Source organism: Microbispora sp. KK1-11 (assembly GCF_006874435.1).
Lineage (GTDB): Bacteria > Actinomycetota > Actinomycetes > Streptosporangiales > Streptosporangiaceae > Microbispora > Microbispora catharanthi.
The window spans coordinates 117797-130445 of record NZ_VIRJ01000022.1 but is presented as its reverse complement, the minus strand read 5'-3'; the positions used below and the strand labels follow the sequence as shown (position 1 = coordinate 130445).

The following is a 12649-nucleotide window of genomic DNA, read 5'->3' as shown; positions in this document are numbered from 1 at the left end:
AACCGTGGCCGAGCCCACCGGTATCGAGACGCTCGTCGAGGGCGAGCCGGAAGACTACTCCGCGGAGGAGTTCCCCTCCGAGTACACCACCGAGTCGGCCCCCGCCGGCGAGGGCGCCGTGCGCAAGCCCGTCACCACGGGCAACTCGTACGGCACCGGCCGCCGCAAGGAGGCCATCGCCCGTGTCCGCATCGTGCCGGGCACCGGCAAGTGGACGATCAACGGCCGCTCGCTGGACAGCTACTTCCCGAACAAGGTCCACCAGCAGCTGATCAACGAGCCGTTCGTCGTGCTCGGCGCCGAGGACGCGTTCGACGTCATCGCCCGCATCGACGGCGGCGGCGTGACCGGCCAGGCCGGCGCGCTGCGCATGGGCCTGTCCCGCGCGCTCGCCGCTCTGGACGCCGAGGTCAACCGCCCGCCGCTGAAGAAGGCCGGCTTCCTCACCCGTGACGCCCGCGCCACGGAGCGGAAGAAGTACGGCCTCAAGAAGGCCCGTAAGGCTCCGCAGTACAGCAAGCGTTAATGTCGCAGGAGCCCGTAGGCGCCTCCTCTCGGGGGCGCCTCTTCGGCACCGACGGGGTACGTGGGGTCGCCGGGCGCGACCTCACCGCGGAGCTGGCCATGGACCTGTCCGTGGCCGCCGCGCATGTGCTCGGCGACGCCGGGGCGTTCCACGCCAGTGTCGGGCGGCGCGGCCGCCCGATCGCTGTCGTAGGCCGGGACCCGCGGGCTTCAGGAGAGTTCCTGGAGGCCGCCGTGGTCGCCGGCCTCGCGTCGTCTGGCGTGGACGTCCTGCGGCTCGGCGTGCTGCCCACCCCGGCGGTCGCGTACCTGACCAACGCGCTGGGGGCCGACCTCGGCGTCATGCTCTCCGCGTCGCACAACCCCGCGCCTGACAACGGCATCAAGTTCTTCACCCGCGGCGGCTACAAGCTGCCCGACGCGGTGGAGAACGAGATCGAGCAACGGCTCGGGGAGAAGTGGGACCGTCCGGTCGGCCCGTCGGTCGGCCGGGTCCGCGAGGCGTACGGCGAGGCCGACCGATACGTCTCTCACCTGCTGACCACCCTGCCCCACCGCCTCGACGGGCTGCGGGTCGTCGTCGACTGCGCGCACGGCGCGGCGCACATGGTCGCCCCGGAGGCGCTGCTGCGCGCCGGCGCGGCCGTGGAGACGATCGGCGCCGCCCCGGACGGGTTGAACATCAACGACGGCGTGGGCTCGACCCACCTGGCCGTGCTGCGGAAGGCCGTCGTCGAAAGCGGCGCCGACCTGGGCATCGCCTATGACGGCGACGCCGACCGCTGCCTCGCCGTCACCGGCGCGGGCGAGGAGGTCGACGGCGACCAGATCATGGCGATCCTGGCCCTGTCGATGCACGCCGACGGCCGCCTCGCCAAGGACACGGTCGTCGCGACGGTCATGTCCAACCTGGGGTTCAAGCTCGCCCTGCGGGAGGCCGGCCTGTCCGTGGTGGAGACCGCGGTCGGCGACCGGTACGTCCTGGAGGCGATGCAGGACGGCGGCTACACGCTCGGCGGCGAGCAGTCCGGTCACGTGATCATGCTGGATCACGCCACGACCGGGGACGGCCTGCTCACCTCGCTCCACCTGATGGCCGAGGTGGCCCGCCAGGGCCGCTCCCTCGCCGACCTCGCGTCGGTGATGACGAAGCTGCCGCAGGTGCTCGTCAACGTCCGGGACGTGGCGAAGGCGAAGGCGTCCGCCCCCGAACTGCGGGCGGCAGTGGCCGAGGCGGAGGCCGAGCTCGGGGAGACCGGCCGCGTGCTGATCCGCCCGAGCGGCACCGAGCCCATGATCCGGGTCATGGTCGAGGCCGAGTCGCACGACCAGGCCAAGGCCGTGGCGGACCGCCTCGCGGAGGTCGTCCGCACGGTCTGCGTCTGACGCCCCACGCGTCACCACTCCTGAGAACCCCGCCGGGTGCGTACCCGGCGGGGTTCCGTATTGGAAGCTCTTCTCAATTGCGTAATGTGCGCGTAACACTGATTCATGTCTTATTTGACCGGTCTTCGGTCGGGGGCGTTAAGGGGTCGTGACAAGGAGTCGGACGCGCTGCGCGCGCTCGTGGACCGGGCCCGGTCCGGAACGGGCGGATGCCTGCTCCTCGTCGGCGGCCCGGGTGCGGGCAAGACCGCGCTGCTCGACCTCGCCGCCGCGCACGCGGCCACCGAAACCCCGGACGAGCAGGGGTTCCTCGTGCTCCGCGCCCAGGGTGTCAGAGGCGAGACCCACCTGCCGTACGCCGGACTGCACACCCTGCTCCGCCCGATAGCGGACCGGCTGGACGGGGCCGATTCCGTGTCGGCCGGTTCCTCGATGCTCGCCGAGGCGCTGAGCACCGGCACCGGCACGGGTGGCCTGGCGCTGCCCGCCGCACTGCTGCGGCTCCTGCAGACCGCCGGACGCCCGGTGCTGGTGTGCGCCGACGATCTCCAGTGGCTCGACGCCCCCAGCCGGGAGGCGATCTGTTTCGTGGCCCGCCGAGCCCTCGCGGCCCCCGTCGCCGTGCTGCTCGCCTCCGCGGAGCCCGGCACGGCCCCCGGCGACCTGCCGCCGCTGCCGCTCGCCCCGCTCGACGAGCGGGCGTCCCGGCAGGTGCTCGACGACCTCGTCCCCGAAGGTCTTCCCGGGGACCTGCGCGCGGCGCTGGTCCGGGCGGCCCGGGGCAACCCGCTCGCGCTGGCCGAACTCGCCGGCTCGCTGACCGACGCGCACCGCAAGGGCTCGGCGCCGCCGCCCGAGACGCCGCCGCGCGGCGGTCGGTTGTGGCGGGCGTACGCCGACCGGCTCCACGACCTGCCCGCCGAAACCGCCGACCTCGTCCTGCTGGTCGCGGCCGATCCCGGCATCGACGCGGTCACGCTGGTGCGCGCGGCGGAGTCGCGGTCCGGACTCGCGGCCCTGGAGGCGGCGGAGACCGCGGGCGTCGTCGTCGAGTCGCCGGACGGCGGTTTCGACCTCGCCGACCCGATCCTGCGGCACGTGGCGTACGCCGAGGCGTCCCTCGTCCGGCGACGGGCCGCCCACCGCCTGCTGGTGAGCCTTCTCGATGGGGAGCACCGGCGGCTGCGGCGGGCCTGGCACCGCGCCGCCGCCCTCGACGGTCCCCCCGACAGGCTCGCCGAGGACCTCGTACGCGCGCTCGCGGCGGCGCCGAAGGCGGCGGCGGCCTTCCCCGAACCGTTCCGCGTTCTCGAACGGGCGGCCGAGCTCACCGGGCAGGGCGAGGCCAAGGCCGCACGGCTGGCCGCCGCCGCCCGGCACGCCTGGCAGGCGGGACAGTCGCAGCGGGCGAGGTCGCTGCTGTCCCGGATCGACACGCTCGCGGCAGGCGCCGAGGTGCGCGGCCGCGCCGAACTGGTCAGGGGCAGCCTGGAGCTGCGCGCGGGCAAGACCGACAGCGCCTGCGACACGCTGCTCGCCGCCGCGGAGCGGCTGCTGCACACCGACCGCGAGCAGGCCGTACGCGCGCTGGTCCGGGCGGGCGAGGCGAGCTACCTGGCGGGGGACAACCGCCGCTTCCTGGCGATCGCGCGGCGGGCCGAGACCCTGCGGCGGCCCGACGACGACCACGTCACACGCCTCGCGCTGGAGTATCTCGCGGGCATGGCCGCGACGTTCCGGGGCCGGCACCGCGAGGCGACCGCATCGCTGCGCCGCGTCGCCACCGAGGTGATGGTGCCGCCCTCGGCCGGCAGCACCTCGGTGCTCGTGTGGGGCGGCGTCGCGAACCTCCTGCTCGGCAACGGCGCCGACGCGCTCACGCTGGCGTCCCGGGCGGTCGAGGTGGCGCGTGCCCACGGCGCGGTCGCCAGCATGCCGCAGATGCTGGAGATCCTGATCCAGGCCCAGCTGTGGAGCGGCCGTTACGACGCGGTCGCGGCCAACGCCATGGACGGCCTGCGCCTGGCACAGGAGACGGGCCGGGCCACCAGCGGCGCCCAGCATCTCGCCTGGCTCGCGTTCACCGCCGCCGTCGCGGGCGACGAGGAGACCTGCGCCCTGCGGGCGGCGCGGGCCGTCGAGCTGGCCGCCGCCCACGGCGTCAGCGTGGCCGAGGCGCTCGGCACGCTGGCCCTGGCCCATCTGGACGTCGCGGCCAACCGCCACGCCGACGCGGTGAACCGCCTGCGCACGGTGGCCCGCACCGGCGACCCCCTCGTCGTACGGGTGATGGCGACGCCGCTGCTCGTCGAGAGCGCCGTACGCACCGGGGACATCGGTCAGGCAGGGGACGCGCTGGTCATGCTGGAGCGCTGGGCCGACAGCACCCGCGACCCCGACCGGCTGGCGCTGGCGGCCCGGTGCCACGCGCTGCTCGCGCCCCCGGCCGAGGCCGCGGAGCGCTTCACGCAGGCGCTGGAACTGCACCGTCAGGGGGCGTGCGCGTTCGAGACCGCGCGTACGCGGCTGCTGTACGGCGGCATGCTCCGGCGGTCGCGCCGCCCCGGTGCGGCTCGCGAGCACCTGCACGGCGCCCTGGAGACGTTCGAACGGTACGGCGCCCGCCTGTGGAGCGAGCACGCCCGCGCGGAGTTGCGCGCGGCCGGGGAGTCGGTGCGGCCCTCGGGCTCCCGCTCCGAGGCCGGCCGGCTGCTCACGGCGCAGCAGTTCCAGATCGCCACCCTCGTGGCGGAGGGCGCGACGAACCGCGAGGTGGCGGCCCGGCTGTTCATCAGCCCGCGCACCGTGGAGCACCACCTGAGGAACATCTTCGCCAGGCTCGGCGTGCGCTCCCGGGTCGAACTGACCCGCCTTCTGTCGTGAGCGGTCGCCACGCCGGCGCTCGTCGTGGGGTTCCGGTAGCAATGGGGGTGCCGGATGGCCGGCACCGTGGATTGATCCGTACCTCGTCCTCGACGGATACCCGGCGACACGCTCTATTTCGGTGCGTGGAAGCCGCCGATCTCCTGCTCGAGCAGTTCGGCCAGCCGCAGCGGGGTGCGGTCCTCGAACATCGGACCGATGAGCTGCACTCCGACCGGCAGGCCCTCGGGGGACCGGCCCGCGGGTATGGCGGTGGCGGGCAGACCGGGCATGGTGGCCAGGCCGGCCCAGACGAGCTGGTCGAAGTACGGGTACTCGACGCCGTCGATGTCGATGCGCCGTTCCAACGGATTGGGGCTGTGGTCGTGCGGGAACGCGGGCGTCGGCGTGATCGGGCACACCACGGCGTCGAACTCGGCGAACAGCTGCCGCCAGCCGTGGCGGTGCAGCTCGCGGCGGTAGTCGGCCTCCATCCAGTCGCGGTGGCTGGACACCATGGCGCGCAGCCGCACGGCGTCAAGACTCTGGTCGTCCGCGCTCAGTCCGGCGGCGCGGGCCCGCAGCTGCTCGTCCGATTCGATGGGAAAACGCGCAACGGAGCCCGAAATCAGCAACTGCATGTAGAGCGTCGCGGCTTCGGTCAGATCGGGCAGCAGCGGACTGTGCCGTTCGACGCGGGCACCGCCGTCGACGAGCGCGGCGGCCACCCGGTTCACGCCCGCCCGCACGGCGGACCCGGTCCGAATGAGCGGATGCTCGTCGAGGACCAAGACCCGGAAATCGCAGAGCCGCTCGTGGCGGGCGGGCGGCAGCGCCAAACGATGCGCCACGCCGAGCGTCAGCGGGTCCGGTCCCGCCATGACGTCGAGCAGGAGCGTGAGGTCGCGGGCGGTGCGCGCCATCGGACCGACGACGGCGAGGTCGAGGTCGACCGGCAACGCCGGCTCGGACGGCGGGACCATACCGCGGTTGGCCGCCAGTCCGAGCGTCGGCTTGTGCGCGTAGACGCCGCAGAAATGCGCGGGGGTGCGCAGCGAGCCGGCGATGTCGGAGCCGATGGACAGCGCGCCGAACCCGGACGCGAGGGCCGCCGCCGAGCCGCCGGAGGATCCACCCGACGTGCGAGCGTGATCCCACGGGTTGGTGGTGATGCCGTAGATCTCGTTGAAGCTCTGTATGTCCTGCAGCCCCAACGGCACATTGGTCTTGCCGAGCACCACCGCGCCTGCCGCCTTGAGTCGCGACACCTGTACGGCGTCCACGGCCGGCATATAGTTCCGGTGCGGCGGCATGCCCCAGGTCGTGGGCAGCCCGGCGATGTTGTAGGACTCTTTGACCGTCACCGGAATGCCGAGCAGCGGCAGGTCCTCGCCGCGGGCGCGTGTCTGGTCGGCATCGCGCGCGGCGGCCCGCGCACGGTCGAAGTCCCGCACGCAAATAGCGTTGATCACCTTGTCGTCCCGCTCGATGTGGGCGATCGCCTCGTCGGTCAGTTCCACCGAGCTCACCTCACGGGCACGCAACCCGGCTGCGAGGTCTTCGGCCGACTGAAAATTCCATTCCATGAAGTCGACTCTAACGGCCTGCCGTAAACGCTTGTCCCCACATATGTCGCCGCATCCGCCGGAAAGGTAGAAACGACCACTTTCATTGGCCGAAGTCACGCACTCGTTCTGCCGTTCAAGATGACAAACCCGAGGTCAGCAGGGTCGGCGGCAGGTCGGCCCCATCGGCAAGGGCATGAAATTCCGCTTCGCGCAACGAGAGAGACATCTCAATTCTCGTCACGTATCTCTCCGACTGTCGACTATTCGGGCGAATGCTGGCCACAGGGTGCGGGAATTGTCAAGCAAGCGGGGTGACTCATTTTCGTCGGCCGACGTCGGCGTGAAATACCGGATCGACTCATCTGCGCGCCGCGCTGCGTCGTAGGCGCTGTCACGGCTCTTCTCCGCAGGCCGGACAGGCGCAAGGCGCTGAACGGGCGCGAGTTCCGTTCAGGGAAGGACGCCTGCGGGGCCGCGGACGCTCTGGCGCAGGCGGGCGGCGTCCTGGCTCGGAGGCGCGCCGAACTGGCGGCGATATTCCCGGCTGAACTGTGACGGGTTGTCATAGCCGACGCGGTGGCCGACTCCGGTGACATCGCCCGGGTTGGTGACGAGCAGCAGCCGGGCCTCCTGCAGCCGGATCTGCTTCTGGAACTGGATAGGGCTCATCGCGGTCACCGCGTGGAAGTTGCGGTAGAAGGCGGAGACGCTCATGCCGGACAGCCTCGCCAGGTCCTCCACGCGGAAGGGCCGCGCGTAGTGCTCGCGGATCCAGCGCACGGCCCGGGAGATGTGGCTGAGGCCGCTGTCGGCGAGGCCGAGCTGGCGGACCGTCGCGCCCTGCTCACCGGTGATCACGCGCCACAGGATCTCGCGCTTGACCAGCGGGGCCAGCACGGCCCGGTCGCGGGGCTCGTCGAGCAGGCGCAGCAGCCGGACCACCGCGTCGAGCAACGGAGCCGGAGCGTCGCTGACGGCGATCCCCGGCGCCGCGCCTCCGCTGGTGGGAGGGCTGTCTCCGGGCGCGGCCCGCAGCAGCAACTCGGCGACGGCGGACGGTTCCAGGGTGAGACCGAAGCCCAGCGCCGGCCGCTCGGGGTCCGCCTGGGTGAACTGCCCGGTGACCGGCAGGTCGACCGAGGCGACCAGGTACTGCCCGGCGCCGTACTCGAAGATCCGGTCGCCCAGCGCGAGGCGTTTGGCGCCCTGGGCGATGACCGCCAGCACGGTGCCGGACATCGAGGGCGCCGGCGGATCCGACCGATCGACCTTCGAGATGAGGACGCCGTCGATGGCGGTGGTGCCGTCCGGACGGGCATGCCGGGCCAGCAGGGCGCGGAGCTCTTCGAGGCGCATGCGGCCATTGCAGCACGATCCGTTCCCCGACTCCCGTGCCCGAGAGGATCGTGCAAGCACGGGGGAGCATCGTCCTAACGTTTCCGCAGGTCATGCCGATTCAATGGGATCACCTCATTCCACCACCGAAGAAGAAGGCACCCATGACCGTCAACTACGGCTTCGCCGCCACCCTCACCGCCAGGCCCGGAATGGGCGACCGTCTGGTCGATCTGCTGCTGACCGGTCTGGACGAGGGCAGCCCCGGCGCGAGCGAGCACTGCGTCGTCTACCTGGTCTCCCGTTCCGCGTCCGACCCGGACGTCGTCCACGTCATCGAGGGCTGGACCAGCGAGGAGGACCACCACCGGATCTTCGCCGGCGAGGCCGCGCAGTCCATCGTGGCGCGCATCGGCGGGCTGCTGGCCAAGGAGTCCGAGTACGCCGACCACGTCCCGGTACGCGGCAAGGCCGCCTTCTGACCCGCTTGGTGGCCCTCTCATCCGACATCACCCCGAGAAAGGCAGTGACCATGACCCCCGCCCGACCCGCCCTGGACCCCGAACTGCGTGAGCTGCTGGCCGACATGCCCCTCATGTCCCAGCTCACTCCGGAAGCACTCGCGCAACTGCGCCGGCTCCCGTCGACGCCCGTCGACTCCCTCCTCGCACACCGGCAGGTCGACCGGCGCGAGGTCACCGTGCCCGCCGCGGACGGCACCCCGATCTCCCTGTCGGTCTTCAGCCCTGCCGAGAACGCCGCCGCCGCACCCTGCGTGTACTGGATGCACGGGGGCGGAATGGTGATGGGCGACCGCTTCTCGCAGATCGACATCCCGCTGGAGTGGCTCGACCGGTTCGGCGCGGTCGTGGTCTCCGTCGAGTATCGGCTCGCACCGGAGGCCACCGGCACCGCCCTGGTCGACGACTGCTACCAGGGCCTGCTCTGGGTCGCCGAACACGCCGCCGAGCTGGGCATCGACCCGGCCCGGATCGTCGTCGCGGGCGCGAGCGCGGGCGGCGGCCTCGCCGCCGGTGTCACCCTGCTGGCCCGCGACCGCGGCACCCCGCCGATCGCCGCGCAGATGCTGATCTGTCCCATGCTCGACCATCGCAACACCAGCATGTCGAGCCGCCAGTTCTCCGGCGGGCCCGGCGTGTGGACCCGCGAGATGAACGAGTTCGGATGGCGCTCGGTCCTCGGCGACCTCACCGGCGACGAGGTGCCTCCGTACGTCTCGCCCGCGCTGGCGGACGACCTGTCGGGCCTGCCGGCCACCTACATCGACACCGGCTCCGCCGAGGTCTTCCGAGACGAGGACGCCGACTACGCCACCCGCATCTGGGCGGCCGGCGGTCAGGCCGAACTCCACATCTGGGCGGGCGGCTTCCACGGATTCGACGCCCTGTATCCGCAGGCGCGGATCTCGGCCACGGCCAGGCGGACACGCACGGAGTGGCTCGCCCGAGTCCTGTCCCCGGGCACCACCCCATAGCTCCGCCGAGTCACCGCAGAGCTAGTCGTCGCCGGTCAGGGACAGGGAGCGCAGGCGCTGGCCGGTCCAGACGACCGCGCCGATCGTGACGATGACCATCGCCGGTACGGCGAAGCCGAGCGTCACCTCGGTGGAGAAGAAGGGCGAGGAGGAGACCTGGTCGGCGAGCGACTGGGCCCACTGCTGGATGGAGAACTTCCGCGCGCCGGGCACGTAGCCGCCGACAACGCCCTCCCACACGAGGGCGTAGATCACGCCGACCGCGACCGCGTGGCGGGTGAGCACGCCAAGCAGCAGGAACACCGCGGCGTACGCGACGCCGCCGAACAGCGCGCCGAGGGTGAAGCCGGTCGCGACGCCCGACTCCGAGCCGGCCAGGAGGTAGGCGGCGGCGTAGGTCGAGACGGCCGCGAGCACCGCGACGAGGGAGGCCGCGACCACGAACTTCGTCACCGCGATCACCGGGCGCGAGATCGGCTTGGCCAGCAGGTGGATGATCGTGCCGTCCTCGATCTCCGGCGCGATCACGCCCGTCCCGGCGATCAGGCCGAGCAGCGGCAGCATCGTGCCGATCGCGAAGCTCTTCATCAGCAGCACGGCCGTCTGCTCGTCCTGGCCGTTGATCAGCCTGAGCAGCGCGGCGAGCGCGACCAGCGCCACCGGCAGCAGGACCAGCAGCCAGATCCGCTTGCGCCCGAGCATGGCCCGGTAGGTGATGTCCGCCACCACCGTGTTCATCGCGAGCTCCCGGAGATGAGGTAGGAGAAGACGCTTTCCAGGTCCTCGTCGGTGGGGGAGACCTGCCACAGGTGTACGGCGAGGTCGCGGGCCATCCGCGGCAGCAGCGCGGTGAAGCGCGCGTAGTCGGTCACCTGGACCTCGACGCCCTGCTCGGTCAGCGAGACCGCGCTGGAGGAGGGGTCGCCGATGAGTGCGGCGGCGAGGCGCCGGTCGTCGCTCGACCTGACCCGGAACAGGTGCGGCCGGTCGGCCATGCGGCGCCGGATCTCGCGGTAGTCGCCCGACGCGGCGTGCCGCCCCGCGACCAGGACCTCGATGTGGTGGGCCACCCGCTCGACCTCTTCGAGGATGTGCGAGCTGAACAGGATCGTCCGGCCCTCCTCGCCCATGCGGCGCACGAGGTCCATGAGGTGGAGCCGCTGGCGGGGGTCCATGCCGTTGAACGGCTCGTCCAGGAGCAGCACCTGGGGGTCGTGGACGAGGGCGGCGGCGACCTTGACGCGCTGCCGCATGCCCTTCGAGTACGTCTCGATGCGGCGGCCGGAGGCGTCCGTCATCTCCACCAGGTCGAGGGCCCGCCGGGCCGCGTCGGCGGGCGAGGACAGGCCGTGCAGCCGGGCCGACGACAGCACGAACTGCCATCCCGTGAGGAAGCCGTAGACGGCCTCCTTCTCGGGGACCAGGCCGATCTGCCGGTAGATCTCGTGGTTGTGCCAGATACGCCCGCCGTCGAGGGTCGCCGTGCCGCTGGACGGCGCGAGGAACCCGGCCATCATGTGCAGCAGCGTCGACTTGCCCGCGCCGTTCGGCCCGAGGAGGCCGGTGACGCCGGGCCCGATGGTCATCGTGACGTCGTTGACCGCCACGACGTTGCCGTACCAGCGGGACACCTGGGCGAGTTCGACTACGCCCCGGCGGGTGGTCACGGGGGAGCTTGTGGTGGTGGTCACGACGCCGCCTTCCGGTAGCGCAGGAGAACGCCCGTCACGGCCAGGGCGACCACGGCCAGCAGGATCAGGCAGGACGCGACGCCGGGCGGAGCGGCCTCGATGTTGACGGGCGCGGTGCCGAACAGGGTCGACTGGGCGTAGTCGACGAGGAAGAACGGGTTGAGCAGCATGGCCCATCCGGCGAGATCGTCGCGTCCCGACGAGATCAGCACGCCGGTGAAGATCCCGGAGACGGCGGCGGTGAACATGTAGAAGGCGATCACCGACGCGACGCCGAGACCGCGGCGCGGGGTGAACGACGCCAGGGCGATGCCCACGGAGGACAGCAACACCGCGTGGAGGACCGCGCCGCCCAGGGCACCGAAATAGTCGGCGGTGTGCGGCGGCCCGGGCAGGTCGACCAGGAGCTCGCCGACGTACTCGATCGTCAGTGGCACGGCCAGCAGCCCGAACAGCGCGACCGCCAGTGCGGCCAGTTTCGCCAGGACGTAGTCGGTCACGGTCAGCGGGCGGGACAGATACAGCGGCAGCACGCGGAAGCGCAGGTCCGGCGCGACCAGGTAGGGCGACTGGGCGGCCAGGAAGACCGCGATCACCGCCTGCATGATGACGGCGTAGTTCGGATAGGGGATGACGAACTGCTTGGCGAGCGCCATCACGCCGATCGACACGACCGTCGGCATCAGCATGATCGCGGCCAGCAGCAGCGGCATGATCTTGGCGCGGACCGTGCGGCCGAGCCCGAACACGCCGCGCAGGCTCTGCACGCCGAGGGCGAGCGTCGCCCGGCCGCGCCCCAGCCGTACGCCGTCGTAGTGGCGGTATCCGATGTCGTGGATGACCGCGGTGGGCTCTGTCGTCATGCCACCGGCTCCTTGAACACATCCTCGATGCGGCCCCGGCGCTGCTCCAGCCGCAGGAGGCTGAGGCCGAGGTCGCAGACGGCGTCGCGTACGGCGTCGTAGGTGCGGCCGGGGTCGTCCGCGGACACCTGGACCGTCAGCAGCCTGCCCTGCGCGGCGACCGTCTCGCCGCCGGCGGTCAGACGCTCGGCGAGCCGCTGCTGCCCCTCCTCGACCTCCACCGCGATGGTCTGCTCGGCCCGGGTGAACTCCCGGATCGCCGAGGAGCGCAGCAGCCGCCCGCCGTCGATGACGATGACGTGGTCGCACACCCGCTCCAGCTCGCCGAGCAGGTGGGAGGTCACCAGCACGCTGATGCCGAACTCGGTGCCGACACGCCGGATCAGCGCGAGCATGTCGTCGCGGCCCTGCGGGTCGAGCCCGTTGGTGGGCTCGTCGAGGAAGACCAGTTTCGGGTCGTGGACGAGGGCCTGGGCGAGCTTGACCCGCTGCCGCATGCCGGTGGAGTAGCCGCCCATCGGGCGGTAACGCTCCTCGTCCAGCCCGACGTGGCGAAGGGTGTCGGCGGCGCGCTCACGGGCGGCCGTACGCGGCAGCCCGGACATCTGGGCCATGTGCACCACGAACTCGGTCGCGGACATGTCCGGGGGCAGGCAGTCGTGCTCGGGCATGTAGCCGACGGCGCGCCGGATCTCCAGGCCCTGGGTGGCCGTGTCGTAGCCGAGCACCGAGGCACGCCCGGAGGTCGGGGGGAGCAGGCCGAGCAGGATCTTGATCAGCGTCGACTTGCCCGCGCCGTTGGCGCCCACCAGGCCGGTCACGCCTGTTCCGGCGGCGACCGTGAGGTCGTCGAGCGCCGTGACGCGGGGGAAGCGCTTGGTCAGCCCCTCGGTCGCGAAGCATGGGGTCGCGCTCGCTGTCATG

11 protein-coding genes are annotated in these 12649 nt (G+C 72.0%); 5 read left to right on the top strand and 6 right to left on the bottom strand.

Annotated elements, in window-relative coordinates:
- Positions 1–4 precede the first annotated feature (4 nt).
- The 3 genes from rpsI (at position 5) to FLW16_RS27855 (ending at position 4794) form a co-directional block, all read left to right on the top strand.
- Positions 5–526, top strand: a complete 522-nt coding sequence (gene rpsI, locus FLW16_RS27865) for a 30S ribosomal protein S9 (protein ID WP_142563111.1) — start codon at positions 5–7, stop codon at positions 524–526.
- On the top strand, positions 526–1911 hold the full coding sequence (gene glmM, locus FLW16_RS27860) for a phosphoglucosamine mutase (protein ID WP_142563110.1): 1386 nt from the start codon (positions 526–528) through the stop codon (positions 1909–1911). The genes rpsI and glmM overlap by 1 nt, the downstream gene beginning before the upstream one ends.
- A 105-nt stretch (positions 1912–2016) precedes the next feature.
- Positions 2017–4794, top strand: coding sequence for a LuxR family transcriptional regulator (locus FLW16_RS27855; protein ID WP_142563109.1), 2778 nt, complete (start codon positions 2017–2019; stop codon positions 4792–4794).
- Positions 4795–4907: 113 nt separating this feature from the next.
- Here FLW16_RS27855 and FLW16_RS27850 read toward each other — a convergent pair whose 3' ends face one another.
- The gene (locus FLW16_RS27850; protein WP_221891322.1) at positions 4908–6458 is read right to left on the bottom strand and encodes an amidase; all 1551 of its coding nucleotides are present in this window, start codon (positions 6456–6458) and stop codon (positions 4908–4910) included.
- Positions 6459–6791: 333 nt separating this feature from the next.
- Complete coding sequence (locus FLW16_RS27845) at positions 6792–7697, bottom strand: AraC family transcriptional regulator (protein WP_142563108.1); 906 nt, start codon at positions 7695–7697, stop codon at positions 6792–6794.
- Between the two features lie 143 nt (positions 7698–7840).
- On the opposite strand from FLW16_RS27845, the gene FLW16_RS27840 reads away from it, so the two are divergent.
- Positions 7841–8158, top strand: a complete 318-nt coding sequence (locus tag FLW16_RS27840) for a putative quinol monooxygenase (protein WP_142563107.1) — start codon at positions 7841–7843, stop codon at positions 8156–8158.
- 50 nt (positions 8159–8208) lie between these two features.
- A complete protein-coding gene (locus FLW16_RS27835) occupies positions 8209–9171 on the top strand; it encodes an alpha/beta hydrolase (RefSeq protein WP_142563106.1) in 963 nt (320 codons plus the stop codon).
- A 21-nt stretch (positions 9172–9192) separates the two neighbouring features.
- Here FLW16_RS27835 and FLW16_RS27830 read toward each other — a convergent pair whose 3' ends face one another.
- From FLW16_RS27830 to FLW16_RS27815, 4 genes are read right to left on the bottom strand one after another with little or no spacing between them, the layout of a single operon-like run.
- Positions 9193–9909, bottom strand: a complete 717-nt coding sequence (locus FLW16_RS27830; RefSeq protein WP_142563105.1) for an ABC transporter permease subunit — start codon at positions 9907–9909, stop codon at positions 9193–9195.
- Entirely contained in the window at positions 9906–10862 is a 957-nt protein-coding gene (locus FLW16_RS27825) for an ABC transporter ATP-binding protein (RefSeq protein WP_260615642.1), read from the bottom strand. Before FLW16_RS27825 ends, FLW16_RS27830 begins: the two co-directional genes overlap by 4 nt.
- The gene (locus FLW16_RS27820) at positions 10859–11725 is read right to left on the bottom strand and encodes an ABC transporter permease (RefSeq protein ID WP_142563104.1); all 867 of its coding nucleotides are present in this window, start codon (positions 11723–11725) and stop codon (positions 10859–10861) included. The genes FLW16_RS27825 and FLW16_RS27820 overlap by 4 nt, the downstream gene beginning before the upstream one ends.
- A complete protein-coding gene (locus tag FLW16_RS27815) occupies positions 11722–12648 on the bottom strand; it encodes an ABC transporter ATP-binding protein (protein ID WP_142563103.1) in 927 nt (308 codons plus the stop codon). Before FLW16_RS27815 ends, FLW16_RS27820 begins: the two co-directional genes overlap by 4 nt.
- Position 12649: the final 1 nt, after the last annotated feature.